Source organism: Yoonia sp. SS1-5, from assembly GCF_038443705.2.
GTDB lineage: Bacteria > Pseudomonadota > Alphaproteobacteria > Rhodobacterales > Rhodobacteraceae > Yoonia > Yoonia rhodophyticola.
In genome coordinates this window covers 815,594-834,085 of the sequence record NZ_CP151767.2, presented here as the reverse complement: position 1 = coordinate 834,085, position 18,492 = coordinate 815,594, and the positions used below count along the sequence as shown (strand labels likewise).

Below are 18,492 nucleotides of genomic sequence, written 5' to 3'. Positions count from 1 at the left end.
TGAGGGAACGACCATGACTGAAAATATCACGGATCTGCCCGCGCTGGCGCTGAAATGGCATAACGGTGGCCGCGCGGTGGCGCTTGCGACGGTCGTGCAGACCTGGGGGTCCGCCCCGCGCCCTGTTGGCAGCCAGCTTTTGATTGATGCAGACGGGATGATGGAAGGGTCCGTGTCGGGTGGTTGTGTCGAGGGTGCCGTCATCGTCGAGGCGATTGACGCGCTGGCCGATGGCAAACCCCGTATTCTGGAATTTGGTGTCAGCGATGACGAGGCATTCGCCGTGGGGCTTGCCTGCGGCGGCGAAATCAAGGTTCTGGTGGAACCTGTGGGGACAGCTTTGCCTGTCTCGGTGCTTCGGGCGCTGGTGGACCATCGGGCAAAGGCCGAACCTGTCGCCTATGTGACCGATCTGCAGGCCGGCAACCCGGAACTGCGCGGCCCTGCCGACTATCCTGACCGGTTCCGCATGGACCAGTCGGGCGTTGCTGAAGATGGGCGGACATTTGTCGCGATCCACAACCCGCCTTTGCGGTTGCTGGTGGTCGGTGCGGTCCATATTGCCCAGCCGCTGATCGCCATGGCCCGCGCCTGTGGCTATGCGCCGATCTTGATTGATCCACGCGGGGCGTTTGGATCTGCCGCGCGCTTTCCCGGCGAGACCATCGTGGATGACTGGCCGGATGAGGCCATGGCGCAGTTGACGCCGGACGCAAGGACAGCGGTTGTGACCCTGACCCATGATCCAAAGCTGGATGATCCGGCCATCATGGCCGTCTTGCGCAGTGATGCGTTTTATCTGGGCTGCCTTGGGTCGACCCGCACCCATGCAAAACGGGTCGCGCGCCTGCAGGCGGCCGGTTTTTCCGCGGCCGAGATTGGCCGCATCCATGCCCCCGTGGGCTTGGATATCGGGGGGCGTCAGCCGGCTGAAATTGCCGTAAGTATTATGGCGCAGATCATCCAGACCCTGCGGCAGCGCACATGATCTTTGGCGAGGTGCCGATTGCAAAAGCGGAAGGGGCCATTCTTGCCCATTCCGTGGCCTTGCCAAAGGGGCGATTGCGCAAGGGGCAGGTGCTTGCGGCGGTGGATATTGATGCCTTGCGCGATGCAGGCATTTCTGCGGTCACCGTTGCCCGGCTGGGGCCCGACGATCTGGCCGAAGATCCCGCTGCCGCACAACTGGCGCAGGCGCTTGCCGGTCCAGGGCTGCGGGTCGGACAGGCCGCAACGGGCCGGGCCAATCTGTTTGCGCGTGCTGCGGGTATTGTCAGCGTCGACCGGACGGCGATTGATGCGTTTAATGCGGTCAACCCGATGATAACCGTCGCCACGTTGCCCCCGTTTCAACGGGTCACGGAAGGCGCGATGGTCGCGACCATCAAGATCATTTCCTACGCGGTGCCAGCGGCGGATGTGCAACTGGCAGCTGACAGGGGCGCAGAGGCGATCAGCCTCTCAGAGCCCGTCGTCAAAAACGCTACTTTGATTGAAACCCGGATTGGCGACATGCCCGCCATCAAGGGCCGGTCCGCGCTGCGGACACGACTGGATCGGTTGGGGGTTGATCTGGATGGGCGGGTTGTGGTGGATCACGATACTGCAACGCTCGGCGCGGCGATTGCCGCGGCTGCCGGCGATATCGTCTTTGTGCTGACCGCATCGGCGACGTCCGACATTGATGATGTGGGGCCGGCTGCGCTGCGTCAGGCCGGCGGTGTCGTAACCCAGTTCGGGATGCCTGTTGATCCGGGAAACCTGCTGTTCCTCGGTCGGGTGGGTGACAGACCGGTCATCGGTCTTCCGGGTTGTGCGCGGTCCCCCGCCCTGAACGGGGCAGATTGGGTGCTGGAACGGGTCATATGCGGCGTCGATTTGCAGGCGGCGGATTTTGCCGCGATGGGCGTGGGCGGTCTGCTGAAGGAGATGCCGACACGGCCACGGCCACGGGCAAAAACGCGCGACGACAGCGTTTGACGAAATGCCTGATGCAGGTTTTTCGAAGATCGCTTTAGGCCGCGCGTTTGAAAATCTACTTTGCCAATGGTCCGATCAACATCACCATCTGGCGACCTTCCATCTTGGGGAAGTTTTCGACCTTGCCGGTTTCCTTGGTGTCTTCTGCGACACGTTCCAGCAATTGGCGGCCAAGCTCCTGGTGGGCCATTTCGCGGCCCCGGAAACGCAGGGTGATCTTTACCTTGTCGCCGTTTTCAAGAAACTTGAAGACGTTGCGCATCTTGACGTCGTAATCATGATCATCCGTGTTCGGGCGGAACTTGATCTCTTTGATTTCGATTGTCTTTTGCTTCTTGCGCGCCTCGGCTTCCTTCTTTTGGGTCTCGTATTTGAATTTGCCGTAATCCATGATCTTGCAGACAGGCGGATTGGCGTTGGGTGAGATTTCAACCAGATCCAGTCCCGCTTCGTCAGCCATCGCCATCGCGCGTTCTGGTGAAACGACACCGACATTTTCGCCGTCGGCCCCGATCAGGCGGATCTCAGCGCCACGAATTCGGTCATTGATGCGGGGGCCTGTGTCGCGCTGCGGCGGCGCGTTGTGGGGTCTGCGTCCTATGGTCTTTATCCTTGAATCATTACATATTTCTGCGATGGAAAGTAACCATCCGGCCCGCCGTCTTCAACCCGGAAAACGGGCGGTTTTTGGCCAATTTGGTTGTCTTGCCGACTTTCCCTTGCTGCCAAGTTCTGACATATGCAGCTGCAAGGTCCAGTATGGGCCAATCGCGATTTAATTGGAAAGGATATGACCAATGCGCGCCATCATCATATTAGTCATTCTCGGTATTTTGGGCTTTTTCGGGTACGAATACGCCGCGAATGGCCGCACGCCGGGGCAGGCGATCAGTGTTTTGACCGGACAAGCCGCTGCTGAGGCCGAAGCGGCCGCTGCTGCCGCCGAGGAAGCTGCCGCTGCCGCCGCCGCAGAGGCCGAAGCTGCCGCTGCTGCTACTGAGGAAGAAGCCGCTGCTGCCGCCGCAGAGGCCGAAGCTGCCGCTGCTGCTGCCGAGGAAGAGGCCGCTGCTGCAGCCGCTGAAGCAGAAGCTGCCGCTGCTGCTGCAGAGGAAGAAGCTGCCGCTGCCGCCGCTGAGGCCGAAGCTGCCGCTGCTGCTGCCGAGGAAGAAGCTGCTGCTGCCGCCGCTGAGGTAGAAGCTGCCGCTGCTGCTGCAGAAGAAGAAGCTGCCGCCGCCGCCGCTGAGGCCGAAGCTGCTGCGACTGCTGCGACGGAAGAAGCCGCTGCTGCCGCTGAAGAAGCTGCAACCGCAGTGACCGAAGAAGCCGAAGCTGCCGCCGCCGAAGCGGAAACCGCCGTAGAGGACGCAACCGCCGAGGCCACAGAGACAGGCACTGACCTGATGGCGCAGGCGGGCGAACTGCTGACAGTGGATGGTTTCGACGCCGAGCAGGTTCTGTCGCTTCTTGACAGCACGGATTTGTCCGCTTTGGAAAAGACCACGCTTGGCAATGCGTTGAACGCGGCAAAGGACAATCCTGCGCTGCTCCAGCCGGTGCTGGACAACATCAAAAGTGCGCTTGGCCTCGAATAAGCTGATCGCTTGAAACGACAAAGGCCGCGCCATTCCAGCGCGGCCTTTTTTTGTCCTGCGAACCTGACTGCGTTAGTCGAGGAATGCCTTTTCCACGACGTAATGCGCCGGTTTGGAATTCGCACCTTCTTCCAGCCCGTAGCCTTCGAACATCTCTTTCAGTTCCAGGTTGAAGGCCAGGTTCCCGCAGATCATTGCCCGGTCGCTTTCCGGGTTCAGGGGCGGCACGCCAAGATCGGCAAATGCTTCGCCGGATTTCATCAGATCGGTGATCCGGCCCATCTTGGGGCTCTCTTCGCGGGTTGTGGTTGGGTAGTATTTGATCTTTTTCCAAAAGCCTTCGCCGATCACTTCGTTCAGCAATTCGTCGTGCTTGAGGCTTTCGATCAGGTCACGCCCATAGGTCAGCTCGCCCACTTCGCGGCAGGTGTGCGTGATGATGATCTCATCATAGTCTTCGTAGGTCTGCGGCTCGCGCAGCAGGGACGCAAAGGGCGCAAACCCTGTGCCGGTAGCAAAGAACCAGATCCGTTTGCCGGGCAGCAGCGCGTCATGCACCAATGTGCCAACGGGCTTTGGTTTCAGGATCAGTTCGTCACCCGGCTGGATGTGTTGCAGTTTCGATGTCAGCGGTCCGTCTTGGACCTTGATCGAATAGAATTCCAGCTCTTCATCCCAGGATGGTGACGCGATGGAATAGGCGCGCAGCAGCGGTTTCTGCTTGCCGGTTTCGGGGTGTGGGTCGCCCATCAGCCCGATCATCACAAATTCGCCTGACCGGAACCGCAGGGATGCGGGGCGGGTCACGCGGAAGGAAAACAGCCGGTCGGTGTAATGCTTTACCTCGGTCACGGTCTGTGCGTCGGGAAGGGCGGGAACGGCTTTGGCGGTGGCGGTTGTCACTGGTGTTTGCTCGGTCATATGTATCATGGCGCACCTGTTAAGATGCGCCCTCCGTTTCGTCTTTGATATGGATCAGGGGGAAAGTCTAGCCGCGCAGGCGCGACTGATAGTCATGGGCGTGCCAGTCAGCGCGGAAGAGCCACTGTTCTTCGGGCTGGCGCGCGGCAAGGGCATCGTCGATTTCGACCTCGTCAAAGCCGGACCGGCGTGCCATGGCATATTGGTCCGCCAGCACGTGGCCTTTGGCCCGCAGCCGGCCCTTATAGCCGGCTTTGCGCAGCATGGAGGCAAGCGTGAACCCGCGCCCGTCAGCGGATGACGGAAAATCAATGCGGATCATGGGCGCGTTGTTCAGCCCTGCCAATGCCTCGGGTGCTGTGTCAGAGGGCAGGTCGATGCCGTAGTCGCAATCATTTGCGGCGGCCTCGTCCCGGGTGACAAACCCACAGTCGAAATCATCGGTCTGAAAACCGCTATCGGTGACAATCACGCTCATGCTGCTTTTCCTTTGCGTGGGGCATTGTGGATGCCGCACTCTGTTTTTTCGCTGTCACGCCAGCGGCCTGCACGTGGATCTTCAAGTACGTTCGCCCGTGTCGTGCAGGGCATGCACCCGACGGATGGATAGCCTTGGGCAATCAGCGGGTGCCGTGGCAGATCATGTTGGTTCATGTAGTCGGCCACGTCTTGGGCTGACCAATTGGCAAGCGGGTTGATCTTGATCTTGCGATCTTCCTTTTCGAACAGCGGCAGTTGTGCACGTTGCCCACCCTGATAGCGTTTGCGCCCGGTGATCCAGCCGCCAAATTCGCCAAGCGCCTTTTCCAAAGGCCGGGTTTTGCGCAGGTCGCAGCATGCATCGGTATCGGCCTGATGCAGGATGCCATCGACATCTTGTTCCAGAACCTCGCTCCGGTCCGGGCCAATGACGCGCACGTCTGTTAACCCGAGCTTTTCCGACACTTCACGCTGATAGGTCAGCGTTTCGGGGAACAGCATTTCGGTATCGATAAAGATCACCGGCGTGTTCTTGTCGATTTCAGAGACCATATGCAGCAGCACGACCGCCTCTGCCCCAAAAGAGGACACAAGGGCGACCTTGCCGATTTGCACGTCTTCCAACGCGTGTTTCACAATGGTCTGCGCATCGGATTTCCGGTGCAGGATGTTGCGGCGCTCGGCCAGTTCCTTAAGCGGCATTTGCTTTATCCTCGGCTGGGTAAAGGATGGCTTTGAAAGGGGCCATGCCCAAACGGCGGTAGGTTTGCAGGAAGGTTTCGTCGGCGTTGGTGCGCAGGTCCAGATACCCGGTCACCAGACGTTCAATCGCAGGCACGATTTCATCGGCGCTGAAACCGGGGCCAGCCCGTTCACCGATGGATGTGGTCTGTGTGCCGTCACCGCCCAGTGTGATCTGGTAGTTTTCAACGCCAGCCCGGTCGAGACCAAGGATACCGATGTGACCCACATGGTGGTGCCCACAAGCGTTGATGCAGCCCGAGATTTTGATTTTCAGCTGACCGATGTCATGTTCGATCTTCAGCTCGTCAAACCGTGTGGCGATTTCCTGCGCGATGGGGATCGAACGTGCTGTGGCCAGCGCGCAGTAGTCCATGCCGGGGCAGGCGATGATGTCAGACACCAGCCCGATGTTTGCCGTGGCAAGGTCTGCTTCGCGCAGAGCGGCATAGACTGCGGCCAGATCGGATTTATGCACATGCGGCAAGATCACGTTCTGTTCGTGGCTGATCCGCAACTCGTTGTGGCCATATTTTTCAGCGAGGTCCGCCATGACGCGCATCTGGTCAGATGTCGCATCACCGGGGGTCGCCCCATGTTTTTTGATGCTGATCGACACGATGGCATAACCGTCGGCTTTGTGGGCTGACAGGTTTGTGTCAGTCCATGACCGAAACGCAGGGTTGGCCAGACGAGCGGCTTCATACCCGTCCGTAGACTTTTCCACGTAAGCCGGTGGCGCAAAGGCCGCTTCGATGTCTTTCAACAGCGCTTGGTCATGGCCAGAGAATGTTTCGCGGATTGATGCAAAACGCTCTTCCACCAGCGCCTGGATCTTCTCAAGCCCGTTTTCATGCACGGTGATCTTGATCCGTGCCTTGTATTTGTTGTCGCGACGCCCCAGCAGGTTGTAGACGCTGACGATGGCTTCGCAATAGGGCAGCAGATCGGCCTTGGGCAGGAACTCGCGAAGGACCTTGCCCACCATTGGGGTTCGGCCAAGGCCGCCACCAACGATGACTTCGAAACCCGGCTCACCGGCGTCGTTGCGCACCATGCGCAGGCCGATGTCGTGGGCTTTGGTCACGGCGCGGTCCTCAGTAGCGCCTGTTACGGCGATTTTGAACTTACGCGGCAGGAATTGGAATTCCGGGTGATCGGTGGACCACTGGCGCAGCAGTTCGGCAATCGCGCGCGGATCTTCGATTTCATCCGCAGCGGCACCAGCGAAATGGTCGGCCGTCACGTTACGGATGGTGTTGCCGGATGTCTGGATCGCGTGCATTTCCACGTCGGCCAATGCTGAGAGCATATCAGGCACATCAGCCAATTTTGGCCAGTTGTACTGGATGTTCTGGCGGGTGGTGAAATGGCCATAGCCCTTGTCCCACTTGTCCGCGATATAGGCCAACTGGCGCATTTGACCGCTGTTCAGCGTGCCATAAGGCACGGCCACCCGCAGCATATAGGCGTGCAGCTGTAGATACAGACCGTTCATCAGGCGCAGTGGCTTGAATTCATCCTCGGTCAGGGAACCGTCGATGCGGCGTTCAACCTGACCACGGAACTGGGCCACACGGGAACGGACAAAACCTTCGTCAAAGTCGTTATACTTATACATCTGAAAGCTCCACTTGCTTGCCATGGGCGTAGTTGGATGGGCCGCGTGTGCGGAAGGTTTCGCGGAAATGCGTCGGCTCTGGGCCGTTTTCGCCGGCCTTTGCGTCGGCCAGATAGGCACCAGCGATTTCGTCAGCGCGCGCTTGCGCTTCAAGCAGACGCAGGTCGCCATGCGCTTCGTCTGTGATCAGCTCAGCCTCGCGGATGTCACGGCTCCAGCGGTTGTCTTCAGTCAGCCAAACAGCATCGCCTTCGAGCAATGCATTGGCGGTCACGACTTTGGGGGTAAACGCACGGGACATTACGCAAACTCCTTGATTTGGTGTGAGTGGGCCACGGCGTCGCGGGGGGCGAGACCGTAGAATGTGATGGCGGGCCCTTGCAGGTCTGCCCGCGTGAGGGTGGGTTCGAGTTCGGCGAGTGTTGTCGCGATGATCTGCTGATCGGCGCGGCTGACGTTTTCGATAATGGTCACAGGTGTTGCCGGATCGGCGCCATGCATCAGCAGGCGCCCTTGGATAAAGCGGGCGGATTTCTTGCCCATGTAGATCGCAGCAACTTCACCGGGTTGGGCGAGCGCGTTCCAATCATGATCGGCGTACCCTTTGGTGTCGTGCCCGGTGATCAGGCGCACGGCAGAGTTCCGGCCACGTTTTGTCAGGCTTTGCCCGATGTTGGCGACAGCGGCAGAGGCGGCTGTGATGCCCGGGATCACGCGGTAGCTGATATCATGCGCTTCGATGGCTTCGATTTCTTCGTCTAGGCGGCCAAAGACAGTGGGGTCGCCTGCTTTCAGGCGCACAACGTGATGTCCGTCCAACGCGTGCTGAACGATCAGCGCGTCGATGTCTGCCTGTTTCATGGAGGGGCCAAAGCCGGTTTTGCCCGCGTCAATGATGATCGCCTCGCGCCGGGCGAGTTCGAGGATTTCACCGGTCACCAGACGGTCGTGGATCACTACGTCAGCCTTATCCAGCGCGTTGCGTGCTTTCAGTGTCAGCAGTTCCGGATCACCGGGGCCAGCGCCGACCAGATCGACATGGCCGTCTTTGGCTGTGGTGGTGATGTGATCATCAAGCAGCGTTTCCAACGCAGGGATAACGCCGGCTTCGCCTTTGTCCTCAATCGCTTTGGGGCCGTTGTTGAAATAGAAGGCTGACCAGAAATCGCGGCGTTTGCGGCCCATTGGCAGGACCTCAACCGCGTGGCGGAAGGTTTTGCCGATGCGGGCCAGCACGCCAAGCTGTGTTGGCAGCCGCGCCTCAAGATCCGCTTTAATCGCGCGGGCCAGGACGGGGGCCGCACCTTCGGTGCCGATAGCGACGGTGACGGGATCACGATCCACGATGGCAGGCGTAATGAACTGGCTGTCGGCGAGGTTATCAACGATGTTGACCAATGCGCCCTCAGTATTGGCGATGGCAGAGACGCGGGCATCTTCTGCGTCATCTTCGTTTGCGGCGTAGAATAGGGCGGCGCACAGCGCATCGCCGGGTTCCATCGCACGTTCAATGATCCGCAATTTGCCCTGATCGGCCCATTTGCGGATGTCATCGGCGATATCATCCGCGATGACGGTCAGATGTGCTTCGGTCTTCATCAGCAGGCGCAATTTGGCCATGGCAGCATCGCCACCGCCCGAAAGGACGATGCGGCGGCCTTCGACGGCCAGGAAGATTGGAAAATGCTTCATAACGCATACCTCTGATTTCTTGGGTTCAATATAGAATAATGTTCTTCCCGTTGCGCCCCCTTGGCGCTAAGTAAGGACGCATGTTCCGGGTTGAGGCCATTTTGGACCGCCCGTCCTCAATATGCGGAGAATGCAGAATGGCGGTTCGGATTGATGCCACAGACCGGAAAATCCTTGCAGCGTTGCAAGCGGATGCAGCCCAGTCACTTGACGAAATCGCGAGGTCGGTTGGGTCGTCAAAGACCCCTGTGTGGAATCGCATAAAAAAGATGCGCGAGGCCGGAATCATTGGCCAGCAAACTGTTTTGCTGGATGCCGAAGCACTGGGGTTTGAGGCCTGTTTCTTTGTCCTGATCCGCACGTCCGAGCATGACGCAGAATGGCAGGGCAAGTTTCTGCATGCGCTGCGGTCGCGGGCAGAAGTGCAAGAGGCGCACCGGCTGGCGGGGGACATCGACTATATCCTGAAGGTCCGTGTGCAGAACGCGCGGGCCTATGACACGTTTTACCAAGCGCTGATTTCAGAGGTGAAAGTACACAACGTCACCGCGCTGTTGTCGATGGAAGAGATCAAATCGACGGTGGCACTGCCACTCTAAGTCATTGATTTCCATAAATCTCTGAAATAATATGAACTACGTTCAACATTTTTATTGACGGAAGGCGGCGCAGTCTCTAAATAAATTGAACAATGTTCATATTTGGAGAAAGATCATGTGTTTCAAGAAATTTGCCGGATCAGTCGCCTTGCTGGGGGCCGTGGCGGCCTGCGCCACGCCAAGTGCACAACACGCCACAGACTCGGTCGATCATAGCGCGCAGGCAACCGGGCATGGTGTTGCCGCCGTTGCATCCTCGACCGCGACTGTTGCGGCTGTTCCGGTCATTGCCGTGGGGTCGGCGCTGGCCGTCACGGGTGCGGCGCTGGAAGAAGTCGGAACCGGGTCCGCGACTGCAGGATCAGAGGTTTTTGCCGCAGGGGTCACGCCCGCGGAAACAGCCACATGCCAACGCGAGCGGACCTGTGTGGTCGCTGATGGCCCGCCGCAACTGAACTAGAGGATTTGACCATGAAACATTTGATAAAGGCTATTTTTCTGGGTTTCCTCATCTGCTTTTCCCATGCGGCAGTTGCAGGCAGCAGCTCTGCCGCCAATCCTGTCTTGCCTGCTGGCGAGGTCGCAAATTTCGCCAATCGCGTGCAGCATGATCTTGCATCACGGGGGGCCAATGTCGCGATTGTCGCGCGGGTGGGGCGCGATCCGGCCCTGTTGCCTGACGGTATCCAATACACCCATGTGGCGTTTTGGGTCTATTCGCAGATCACGCGGGCCGATGGCAGCCGCGGCATGGGCTATCGCATCTACAACCTGTATCAGACCCAGGGTGACCTGACCCGCAGCCGTCTGGTACAGGACAGTCCGGCGGATTTTTTCGCAGGCGCGCACAAGCTTGATGCAGGCATCATCATTCCTGATGCCCGATTGCAGCGAAAATTGTTGGACGTGATTGCAAGCCCGACCTATGCGCAACTGCATAACCCGTCCTATTCCGTGCTTGCCAATCCGGGGTCTCGGCAGTTTCAGAACTGTACCGAGCATACATTGGATGTGGTGATGGCGGCGCTCTATGACACGGATGACCCTCGTCAGATCAAGGCCAATATTGCGGCGCATTTCACCCCGCAACGCGTGCGATTGAACGGGTTGCAGCGCCTTTTTGGTCCGGTCGCATCACAAGCGCTGACGACAGCTGATCATGGCGATACCGTTGGCACCGCGACCTTCGGATCAATCGCGCGTTTCATGCAGACACATGATCTGGATACGGCCACATATCGCATCACGCCAGATCGTGTGTCCCGGTTCTAGGGTCAGCCGCGTGCGGCGGGGAAGATCTCGCCATCAAGCAGCCGCATGATGTCCCCGAAATAGCCGCCGCTGCGCGCCGGGCGCAGCGGATCAGAGGTGATCGCGACCGTCAGTCCCAAGCTGGGTGCGATGCAGATGATCTGGCCGCCATACCCGCGCGCCAGCGCAAAATCATCACCGCCTGCGCGCCCCAGAAACCATCCATATCCGTAATTCAGCCCTGAAAACGGTGATCGTGTATGGGTTTGCAGTGATTGCGCCACCCAGCGTTCGGACAGAACCTGCTGCCCGTCGAAGCTGCCATTCTGGCGATACATCTCGCCAAAACGGATCATGGCAGGCAGGCTGAGCGACATTTCATTGCCGCCCAGATAACGGCCCTGCGGATCGCGGGTCCATGCCGGGATATCAATGCCCAGAGGGCCACCCAGACGTTCGCGGGCCAGTGTCAGCAGGCTTTTGCCCGAAACCTCGGCCAGGACTGCGCCCAGAATGTGAAAAGACCCGGTTGAATAGAGCATGCGCGCACCCGGTGTGGCGACAAAGGGGCGTGACAATGCGTTGGCGACCCAGTTCGGGCTATTGACCCAGCCGCCGTAATTGGCGCCCGATGTCCGTTCCAGACCGGCCTGCATGGTGACCAGATCGTCGATGGTGATGGTGCCTGCGCGCGGGTCGGCGCCGGCCGGGATCAGTTGTGGGGCGACATCCCCAAGGGTCGCTGTCAGTGACGGCAACTCGCCCCGTTCAAGTGCCGCACCGGTCAGGGCGGCAACAATCGTCTTGGAGACGGATTTGACAGGAACCGGGCGGCCAATGGCAGGGCCACGAAATGCGGCGCTGACAATCTCGGCCCCGTCGATATGCACGGCAAGCGCATGGCATTGTTCCAGCGCACGCGCCCGATCAAGGACCCGGTCCCAATCGGTCGCAACGGCAGCGGCGGGCGATGCCGCCATGATCATCCCGCTTGCCACGAAATGGCGGCGGGTCAGGTGATTTCTTTGCGTTTTGGCCATATGCCCCCTCGATGTCTGGATGTGACCTAAGCGGTGCTGATGGTTTTGCAAGCCTCAGCGGGCCACCAGCAGCTGTTCCAGACCGTGGAAATGGTAGAGATCCGCATATTTCGGGGAGCCTGCCAAATGCAGCGAAGGGCAACGTTCAAAGAGGGTTTGAAGGGCGACGCGCAGTTCAAGCCGCGCCAATGGCGCACCCACGCAAAAGTGAATGCCGCCCCCGAAACTGGCATTCTTGGGGCCGCTGCGCGTCGGGTCAAACCGGTTGGGATCGGGGTAGGCATTGGGGTCGCGGTTTGCAGCCCCCAGCAGACAGGCGATCTGATCACCGCGCTTGAAATGGTGACCGCCGATCTCAAGGTCCTCATAGACCCAGCGGGTGAACATATGCAGCGGTGGGTCGTAGCGAATAATCTCTTCCACGGCGGCATCCGTGATCTGCGTCACACCGCGTTCCAGCAGGGTCTTTACCCCATTGCCCAAGGTATGCACCGTGGCCTCGTGCCCTGCATTCAGCAGCAGGATACATGTGGTGATCAGCTCTGCTTCGCTTAGCTTTTCGCCGGCCTCTTCAGCCGCGATCAGGGTCGATATCAGGTCATCGCCCGGTCGTTTGCGGCGTTCGGCGATATAATCGCGCAGAAAGGCCGCGAATTCCTGGCTGGCTTGGGCTGCGGCATCTTCGATCTCGCGGGTTCTGCGGGCCTGATACATGGCGACCATGGCGTTGGACCACCTGAGCAAATCAGGGGCATGCGCCTCGGGGACGCCAAGAAGCCGGCAGATGATGATCACAGGCACCGGTTGGGCAAAGGCGGTCAGCAGATCAAAGGGCCCGTCATCAAAAGTGTCGATCAGATCATGACAAAGCTGCCGCATGGCAGGTTCCAGATTGCTGATCGTGCGGCTGGTAAAGGCGCGCAGGACAAGGGACCGCAACCGGGTGTGCCGGGGTGCTTCGAGTTCCAGCATCGAATGGGCTTCGATGTCATAAAATGGCTGCTGAAGCGGGGGGATGTCGGGCGCCCGTTCCGAGGGTACTTGGCGGCCCATCCGGCGATCCCGAAGAATGGCATGCACCATCTGGTGTGAGACGGCGCAGGCCATCTGATAGTCCTGCCAATAAAAGAAATCACCTTCCATGCGGGTCTGATCGTAGAACGTATAAGGGTCCTGCAGAAAGGCGGGGTCGGTCGGGTCTTGGCTGTAACGCTTCATGACGCAGCATTGGACCAGCCATCTGGCCATTGCAAGCCGGGCTGATTAAGCTGGTGCATTATGCATGTTTTTCTTCGTCCCCGCTTGTTTGTGATCATCGCATTTCTGTTGGCTGTCGCTGCATTTTCGGCGGGCGTGTGGTGGTACGGATACCGGGTTGCGCTGAACCAGTTGGAGGATCGGGCCAAGTCCGATCTGGCGCTGGCTTCTGACACCTTGACCAGCGAAGTGCGCAGGCTGCGCGAGGCGGCAGTGCTCATGGCCGATCATCCCGCCCTATTGCCCATGCTGGCCGGACAATCCGCCGACGATACGGCGATACAGGCCATCTTTCAGGAGGTTGCCGACAAGACCGGGGCAATTGACATCATGTTGCTGGATGCGGATGGGCAAAGGTTGCTGGGCACGGTTCAGGCCGGTCTGCGCGACCACGCCAACCGGCCGTATTTCGAGCGGGCCATGGACGGGGCCTTGGGCTCTTACAACCTTTATAGCGCGCCGTTTGGCCGCCGGGCTTTTGTCTTTGCCGCACCGGTTTTTGCCGCCGAGGGCCCGGTCATCGGCGCGGTTGTCCTATATGCTGATGTTGCGGCTATCGAGGCATCCTGGCGGACCGGTGCATCAACGGTGTTCTTTTCGGATCGCAATGGTGTCATCTTCGTATCCAACCGCAGCGAAATGGTTTTCCGGTTGCGACTGGATGACCTGATGCAGGCCGCAAGGGCAGGGGCATACCCGATCGAGCGGCTGGCCCCCTTCGTCAACCATGACAGCGTCAATGTCTCGGGCCATGATTTGTGGCGCGTGGATGGGGGGCGATATCTTCCGGGTCGGGCGCTGCATCTCACCCTCGATCTTCCGGTGATTGACATGACTGGCGAGGTGCTTGTTGACGCAGGTCCGGCCCGCGAATTGGCCAGCCTGCAGGCGGCTGTTGTTGCGGCTGTTTGCCTCGCATTCGGGCTATTGTCATTCATCACCACCCAACGCCGCCGCACGCTGGCAGTCCTGAATGCCAAACTGGAACGGCGTGTGCGTGACCGGACCGCAGCACTGCAGACCTTGAACGCCGATCTGCGCCGCGAGGTGGCCGAGCGTACGGCCGCCGAACATCGTTTGCAAAAGGCGCAGGATGATCTGGTGCAGGCCGGAAAACTGTCGGCCCTTGGTCAGATGTCCGCCGGGATAAGTCATGAATTGAACCAACCCCTGATGGCGATCCGGTCTTTTGCCGAAAACGCGCAGGGGTTTCTGGCGCGTGACAAGCCCGACGTGGCGGCCAAGAACCTCGGGCGCATCTCGGAAATGGCGCGTCGCATGGGGCGGATCATCGGCAACCTGCGGGCCTTTGCCCGGCAAGAGGACGAGCCGCTGAAAGATGTTGATTTGGTCAGTGCGATAGAGGCCGCGCTGGAAATTGTTGGCCCGCGTGCCAAGAATGATGATGTTGAAATAAACTGGGCCAGGCCATCCGCGCCAATCTGGGTGCGCGGCGGCGAGGTTCGCCTGCAACAGGTCATTCTGAACCTGATTTCCAATGGCATTGATGCGATGGAAGAAAGCGCGCCCAAAGTGCTTGAGATTGCAGTGTCCGAGACCGGGCAGCGCGCTGTCTTGTCGATCCGCGACACCGGGCCGGGGATTGACGCGCCCGAGAAAATCTTTGAACCGTTTTATACGACCAAGGCGATTGGCAGCGCCGAAGGCATGGGGCTGGGCCTGTCGATCTCCTACGGTTTGGTTCAAAGCTTTGGTGGTGACATCCGCGGACGGAACCACCCTGACGGTGGTGCAATATTCACAATTGAACTGGATGCCGCCGCCAAGAGGATCGCCGCATGAGCACCCGGGTCCTTTTGGTTGATGACGATGCCGATATTCGCGAAGCGCTGGGCCAGACGCTTGAACTTGCCGACCTCAACCCGACGGTTGCGGGATCCTTCGTTGCGGCCAAGGACTATTTGACCCCCGGATTTGACGGGGTGGTGGTCTCCGATATCCGGATGCCCGGGCGCGACGGATTTTATCTGTTGGATTATGTCCGCGAGGTTGACCCGGACCTGCCGGTGATCCTGCTGACCGGGGAGGCGGATATCCCCATGGCCGTACGCGGGATGTCTGCGGGGGCTTATGACTTTCTGGAAAAACCCTGCGCCCCGCAGGATTTTGTAGCCACCGTCAGACGGGCGCTGGCGGCCCGGCACCTTGCGCTTGAAAACCGCAAGCTCAAGGCGGCACTTGCTGCCTCTGACGCAGCGGCGCGCCTGCTGCCGGGGGGATCACGCCCGGCAGAGGGGCTGCGCGGTCAAGTGCGGCGTGCTGCAAGGATGCCGGGCGCGGTTCTGATCACAGGTGTCCCCGGCGCTGATCTGCAGACCGTGGCCGAAGCACTTCACGCCTTATCGGATGGATGCAAGGGGCCGTTTCTGACAATCTCTGCCGCTATCTGGGATCAGGATGTCTTTCAGGCGGCGGCAGGTGGCACCCTGTTTGTCGATGATATCGCCAGTCTGGACCGCGCGGCGCAGCTTTCGTTGCTTGGAGCGCTCACCGCAGGGGCGTCAACGCGGCTGGTCGCGGGGGCCTATTCCGATCTGGCACAGAACGTGGCCGATGGCGGGTTTGACGCGGCGCTGCTGCGTCACCTTGAAATGCACCAGGTGCGGTTGCCGCCACTGCAAGACCGGATACCGGATATTCCGGTGCTGTTTCAGCACTATGCGCAGATCGCCGCAGATGGGTCGGGGGCGTCCGTGCCGGATGTGCTGCCCGACTACATGGCCCATCTGATGATGCAGGACTGGCAGGGCGACGCGCTGGCCCTGAAACATATTGCGACGCGGTTCGTCAATGGTATCGAAGGGGAGGCGGCTGAGACGGGGCTGGGACTTGCGGATCAAATGGCGCAGATGGAACGCGCGTTGCTGGTGGCGGCCTTGCGCCGACATCAGGGCCGGGCCACACAGACCGCTAAATCCCTGCAGCTGCCGCGCAAGACCTTTTATGACAAGCTTGCCAAACATGGGCTGCGCCCGGATGCGTATCGCCGCTAAGCTGTCATCAGCGTGATATGACGCGCTGAAGGCCACCACCGGTTTGCCGAATGCCGCATCGCACAGCAGGGCCGCTTGAAAATTGGGCAGTCCGCGACCTTCTGACGCGCCCGACCGTGCACGCAAATGTGATATGGCGATGGGAACGAGATCAGTCAGAAGCGTTTCGCCATCGCCATAGCGCTGATTTTGGGTGTCAAATAGGGAGGGGCGTTCATGGCCCGCGTGCCAATGGACGACGGAGCGTTCGATCGCTCTGAGTATGACAAAGCTGATCAGCAGTTTCGATTGGCCGAACAAAAACTGCCCGCGACCGCTGTGCAAGCGCTCGCGAGTGAGGTCGTGAGGCGATTGGCGTTCCGGATGCCCAGAACTGTACGCAAGGAAGATCTACCCACCAGCAGCGAAATTGATCTGCTATGCAGCGCATTGCTGTCAGCTGACGAGGATGCCGCCGACCGGATCATCCTTGCGGCCCGGCGTGACGGCGTGAATATCGAGACGATCTATCTGGGATATGTGGCAGGTGCCGCCACCAAGCTGGGCGTGATGTGGGAAGAGGATCAGGTCTCTTTCGTGGATGTCACGCTGGCGTCCGGCAGGCTGTACCGGATCATCCGCGGGCTGCGCCATATCGTGGCATCCAGCCTGATCGACGGGCGTGCAATGCGCCCGGCCCTGTTTGCCCTTGTCCCCGGCGAGACCCACACGCTGGGGATTGAAATGGCAACCGATCTGTTCCGCCGCGAGGGCTGGGATATTGATATGGCGGTCGGCACATCGCATGACGCGCTGATCGAACAAAGCGAGGATCGGCACTATCGCGCGATCATTCTCGTTGCAAATTCCGATCGGATGATCGAACCGCTGACTCGTCTTGTTCTGGCGTTGCGTATCACCCAACCATTGGCGCATCTTGTCGTGGCTGGCAGCATCCTGCAGCACTACCCGGACATTCAGCGTCTGGTCGGGGCAGATGCGGTGATGAAAGACATCAAAGGTGCCATGGCGACATTGCGCAGCATTCTCACCGAAGACCCAAGCGAAGACGACTAGCGGCCTGACCCCGGGGATTCCCGGGTCTGATTGCGCCAAAACTGTGTGGGTTTCCGCCCGTTTTGCAATGCGAGACAGGACGCGCCATCAAAAATATTCAATAATTCCAATATTTTGCGCCTATTCTTTTTTCGGCGAGACAAGTCTATTGCAGCTTGACTTTCATGCCGCTTTGATAGGCTCTGTTAGCCTGTCTATGGCAACAATATTCTTCTGGGAGGAGACCTGATGAAATTTCTAAAAACGGCAGCCGCATTGGCTGCGATGTCCGTGATCGCCACATCTGCGCAGGCAGACAGCCATGCCGCGGGCTGCGACGATGGCGAGATCGTCGTCAAATTCAGCCACGTGACAAATACAGACCGCCATCCCAAGGGCATCGCGGCCTCTTTGCTGGCGGACCGGGTGAATGCCGAAATGGACGGGTCGATGTGTATGGAAGTCTTTCCAAACTCGACCCTTTACAAAGACGAGCAGGTGATCGAGGCGATGCTGCGCGGCGATGTTCAGCTTGCCGCCCCATCATTGTCGCTGTTTGAATCGATCACAAAAGCCTACCGTCTGTTCGATCTGCCATTCATGTTCGAAGACATCGAGGCCGTTGATGCGTTCCAGTCATCCGAGGCCGGGCAGGCGATGAAGGACAGCATGCAACGTCGTGGGCTGCAGGGCCTGCAATTCTGGCATAACGGCATGAAGCAGATCAGCGCGAATGTTCCGCTGATGGCGCCAACCGATGCCTCTGGGCTAAAGTTCCGCGTGCAGCCATCCGACGTTCTTGTGGCCCAGATGGAAGCACTGGGTGCATCACCACAGCCAATGGCCTTTGCCGAGGTTTACGGCGCTTTGCAAACCGGCGTTGTGGATGGGCAGGAAAATACCTGGTCCAACATCTACGGTCAGAAGTTCTTTGAAGTGCAGGACGGCATCACCGAGACAAATCACGGGATCATCGACTATCTTGTGGTGGCATCGGTCGACTGGCTGGACAGCCTTGATGCGGATGTCCGCGATCAGTTCCTGACCATCCTCGCCGAAGTGACCGAAACCCGGAATGGTGAATCCGCCAAGGTCAATGCAGAGGCCAAGCAGGCCATCATTGATGCAGGTGGCGAAGTCCGCCAGCTGACAGCCGAGCAGCGGGCCGAATGGGTTGCGGCGATGAAACCTGTCTGGGCAAAATTTGCCGAAGAAGTCGGGCAGGAGAATATCGACGCGGCGCAGGCGATCAACGACGCCAACTAAACG

At 59.4% G+C, this 18,492-nt stretch carries 19 protein-coding genes; 10 read left to right on the top strand and 9 right to left on the bottom strand.

Annotated elements, in window-relative coordinates:
• Positions 1 to 13 precede the first annotated feature (13 nt).
• Entirely contained in the window at positions 14 to 988 is a 975-nt protein-coding gene (locus AABB31_RS05635) for an XdhC family protein (protein ID WP_342075434.1), read from the top strand.
• Positions 985 to 1,980, top strand: a complete 996-nt coding sequence (locus AABB31_RS05630; RefSeq protein WP_342075435.1) for a molybdopterin-binding protein — start codon at positions 985 to 987, stop codon at positions 1,978 to 1,980. Before AABB31_RS05635 ends, AABB31_RS05630 begins: the two co-directional genes overlap by 4 nt.
• 55 nt (positions 1,981 to 2,035) lie before the next feature.
• On the opposite strand, the gene infC is transcribed toward AABB31_RS05630, so the two are convergent.
• Positions 2,036 to 2,581: a translation initiation factor IF-3 gene (gene infC, locus AABB31_RS05625; RefSeq protein ID WP_373635787.1), complete on the bottom strand. Its 546-nt coding sequence runs from the start codon at positions 2,579 to 2,581 to the stop codon at positions 2,036 to 2,038.
• Positions 2,582 to 2,777: 196 nt separating this feature from the next.
• On the opposite strand from infC, the gene AABB31_RS05620 reads away from it, so the two are divergent.
• Positions 2,778 to 3,572, top strand: coding sequence for a hypothetical protein (locus tag AABB31_RS05620; RefSeq protein WP_342075436.1), 795 nt, complete (start codon positions 2,778 to 2,780; stop codon positions 3,570 to 3,572).
• Positions 3,573 to 3,644: 72 nt separating this feature from the next.
• Here AABB31_RS05620 and AABB31_RS05615 read toward each other — a convergent pair whose 3' ends face one another.
• The 6 genes from AABB31_RS05615 to cysG form a co-directional block, all read right to left on the bottom strand.
• Entirely contained in the window at positions 3,645 to 4,493 is an 849-nt protein-coding gene (locus tag AABB31_RS05615; RefSeq protein WP_373635786.1) for a ferredoxin--NADP reductase, read from the bottom strand.
• A gap of 67 nt (positions 4,494 to 4,560) precedes the next feature.
• Complete coding sequence (locus AABB31_RS05610; RefSeq protein ID WP_342075437.1) at positions 4,561 to 4,971, bottom strand: DUF934 domain-containing protein; 411 nt, start codon at positions 4,969 to 4,971, stop codon at positions 4,561 to 4,563.
• Positions 4,968 to 5,675: a phosphoadenylyl-sulfate reductase gene (locus AABB31_RS05605; RefSeq protein WP_342075438.1), complete on the bottom strand. Its 708-nt coding sequence runs from the start codon at positions 5,673 to 5,675 to the stop codon at positions 4,968 to 4,970. Before AABB31_RS05605 ends, AABB31_RS05610 begins: the two co-directional genes overlap by 4 nt.
• Positions 5,665 to 7,335 (bottom strand): nitrite/sulfite reductase, encoded by a 1,671-nt coding sequence (locus AABB31_RS05600; protein WP_342075439.1) that lies wholly within the window; start codon positions 7,333 to 7,335, stop codon positions 5,665 to 5,667. Before AABB31_RS05600 ends, AABB31_RS05605 begins: the two co-directional genes overlap by 11 nt.
• On the bottom strand, positions 7,328 to 7,636 hold the full coding sequence (locus AABB31_RS05595; RefSeq protein WP_342075440.1) for a DUF2849 domain-containing protein: 309 nt from the start codon (positions 7,634 to 7,636) through the stop codon (positions 7,328 to 7,330). The genes AABB31_RS05600 and AABB31_RS05595 overlap by 8 nt, the downstream gene beginning before the upstream one ends.
• The gene (cysG, locus tag AABB31_RS05590; protein WP_342075441.1) at positions 7,636 to 9,027 is read right to left on the bottom strand and encodes a siroheme synthase CysG; all 1,392 of its coding nucleotides are present in this window, start codon (positions 9,025 to 9,027) and stop codon (positions 7,636 to 7,638) included. Before cysG ends, AABB31_RS05595 begins: the two co-directional genes overlap by 1 nt.
• Positions 9,028 to 9,164: 137 nt before the next feature.
• Between cysG and AABB31_RS05585 the strand changes: the two genes are divergently transcribed.
• The 3 genes from AABB31_RS05585 to AABB31_RS05575 all read left to right on the top strand — a co-directional run bounded on the left by AABB31_RS05585 (position 9,165) and on the right by AABB31_RS05575 (position 10,898).
• Complete coding sequence (locus AABB31_RS05585; RefSeq protein ID WP_342075442.1) at positions 9,165 to 9,626, top strand: Lrp/AsnC family transcriptional regulator; 462 nt, start codon at positions 9,165 to 9,167, stop codon at positions 9,624 to 9,626.
• Positions 9,627 to 9,741: 115 nt separating this feature from the next.
• The gene (locus tag AABB31_RS05580; protein WP_342075443.1) at positions 9,742 to 10,086 is read left to right on the top strand and encodes a hypothetical protein; all 345 of its coding nucleotides are present in this window, start codon (positions 9,742 to 9,744) and stop codon (positions 10,084 to 10,086) included.
• An 11-nt stretch (positions 10,087 to 10,097) separates the two neighbouring features.
• Positions 10,098 to 10,898, top strand: a complete 801-nt coding sequence (locus tag AABB31_RS05575; protein ID WP_342075444.1) for a DUF2145 domain-containing protein — start codon at positions 10,098 to 10,100, stop codon at positions 10,896 to 10,898.
• Between the two features lie 2 nt (positions 10,899 to 10,900).
• Here AABB31_RS05575 and AABB31_RS05570 read toward each other — a convergent pair whose 3' ends face one another.
• Positions 10,901 to 11,917 (bottom strand): serine hydrolase, encoded by a 1,017-nt coding sequence (locus AABB31_RS05570; protein ID WP_342075445.1) that lies wholly within the window; start codon positions 11,915 to 11,917, stop codon positions 10,901 to 10,903.
• 54 nt (positions 11,918 to 11,971) lie between these two features.
• Positions 11,972 to 13,135: a cytochrome P450 gene (locus tag AABB31_RS05565; protein ID WP_342075446.1), complete on the bottom strand. Its 1,164-nt coding sequence runs from the start codon at positions 13,133 to 13,135 to the stop codon at positions 11,972 to 11,974.
• A 60-nt stretch (positions 13,136 to 13,195) separates the two neighbouring features.
• Here AABB31_RS05565 and AABB31_RS05560 point away from each other — a divergent pair, with 60 nt between their 5' ends.
• The 4 genes from AABB31_RS05560 to AABB31_RS05545 all read left to right on the top strand — a co-directional run bounded on the left by AABB31_RS05560 (position 13,196) and on the right by AABB31_RS05545 (position 18,489).
• A complete protein-coding gene (locus AABB31_RS05560; RefSeq protein ID WP_342075447.1) occupies positions 13,196 to 14,977 on the top strand; it encodes an ATP-binding protein in 1,782 nt (593 codons plus the stop codon).
• A complete protein-coding gene (locus AABB31_RS05555) occupies positions 14,974 to 16,188 on the top strand; it encodes a sigma-54 dependent transcriptional regulator (protein ID WP_342075448.1) in 1,215 nt (404 codons plus the stop codon). The genes AABB31_RS05560 and AABB31_RS05555 overlap by 4 nt, the downstream gene beginning before the upstream one ends.
• Before the next feature lie 363 nt (positions 16,189 to 16,551).
• Entirely contained in the window at positions 16,552 to 17,244 is a 693-nt protein-coding gene (locus tag AABB31_RS05550) for a B12-binding domain-containing protein (RefSeq protein ID WP_342075449.1), read from the top strand.
• A 228-nt stretch (positions 17,245 to 17,472) separates the two neighbouring features.
• Complete coding sequence (locus tag AABB31_RS05545) at positions 17,473 to 18,489, top strand: DctP family TRAP transporter solute-binding subunit (protein WP_342075450.1); 1,017 nt, start codon at positions 17,473 to 17,475, stop codon at positions 18,487 to 18,489.
• Positions 18,490 to 18,492 lie beyond the last annotated feature (3 nt).

What these genes read in the sequence shown, in the direction of transcription:
- AABB31_RS05635 (WP_342075434.1), top strand. Translation starts at nt 14, where the DNA reads ATGACTGAAAATATCACGGATCTGCCCGCGCTGGCGCTGAAATGGCAT.
- AABB31_RS05630 (WP_342075435.1), top strand. Translation starts at nt 985, where the DNA reads ATGATCTTTGGCGAGGTGCCGATTGCAAAAGCGGAAGGGGCCATTCTT.
- AABB31_RS05620 (WP_342075436.1), top strand. Translation starts at nt 2,778, where the DNA reads ATGCGCGCCATCATCATATTAGTCATTCTCGGTATTTTGGGCTTTTTC.
- AABB31_RS05615 (WP_373635786.1), bottom strand. Translation starts at nt 4,493, where the DNA reads ATGACCGAGCAAACACCAGTGACAACCGCCACCGCCAAAGCCGTTCCC.
- AABB31_RS05610 (WP_342075437.1), bottom strand. Translation starts at nt 4,971, where the DNA reads ATGAGCGTGATTGTCACCGATAGCGGTTTTCAGACCGATGATTTCGAC.
- AABB31_RS05605 (WP_342075438.1), bottom strand. Translation starts at nt 5,675, where the DNA reads ATGCCGCTTAAGGAACTGGCCGAGCGCCGCAACATCCTGCACCGGAAA.
- AABB31_RS05600 (WP_342075439.1), bottom strand. Translation starts at nt 7,335, where the DNA reads ATGTATAAGTATAACGACTTTGACGAAGGTTTTGTCCGTTCCCGTGTG.
- AABB31_RS05595 (WP_342075440.1), bottom strand. Translation starts at nt 7,636, where the DNA reads ATGTCCCGTGCGTTTACCCCCAAAGTCGTGACCGCCAATGCATTGCTC.
- cysG (WP_342075441.1), bottom strand. Translation starts at nt 9,027, where the DNA reads ATGAAGCATTTTCCAATCTTCCTGGCCGTCGAAGGCCGCCGCATCGTC.
- AABB31_RS05585 (WP_342075442.1), top strand. Translation starts at nt 9,165, where the DNA reads ATGGCGGTTCGGATTGATGCCACAGACCGGAAAATCCTTGCAGCGTTG.
- AABB31_RS05580 (WP_342075443.1), top strand. Translation starts at nt 9,742, where the DNA reads ATGTGTTTCAAGAAATTTGCCGGATCAGTCGCCTTGCTGGGGGCCGTG.
- AABB31_RS05575 (WP_342075444.1), top strand. Translation starts at nt 10,098, where the DNA reads ATGAAACATTTGATAAAGGCTATTTTTCTGGGTTTCCTCATCTGCTTT.
- AABB31_RS05570 (WP_342075445.1), bottom strand. Translation starts at nt 11,917, where the DNA reads ATGGCCAAAACGCAAAGAAATCACCTGACCCGCCGCCATTTCGTGGCA.
- AABB31_RS05565 (WP_342075446.1), bottom strand. Translation starts at nt 13,135, where the DNA reads ATGAAGCGTTACAGCCAAGACCCGACCGACCCCGCCTTTCTGCAGGAC.
- AABB31_RS05560 (WP_342075447.1), top strand. Translation starts at nt 13,196, where the DNA reads ATGCATGTTTTTCTTCGTCCCCGCTTGTTTGTGATCATCGCATTTCTG.
- AABB31_RS05555 (WP_342075448.1), top strand. Translation starts at nt 14,974, where the DNA reads ATGAGCACCCGGGTCCTTTTGGTTGATGACGATGCCGATATTCGCGAA.
- AABB31_RS05550 (WP_342075449.1), top strand. Translation starts at nt 16,552, where the DNA reads ATGCCCAGAACTGTACGCAAGGAAGATCTACCCACCAGCAGCGAAATT.
- AABB31_RS05545 (WP_342075450.1), top strand. Translation starts at nt 17,473, where the DNA reads ATGAAATTTCTAAAAACGGCAGCCGCATTGGCTGCGATGTCCGTGATC.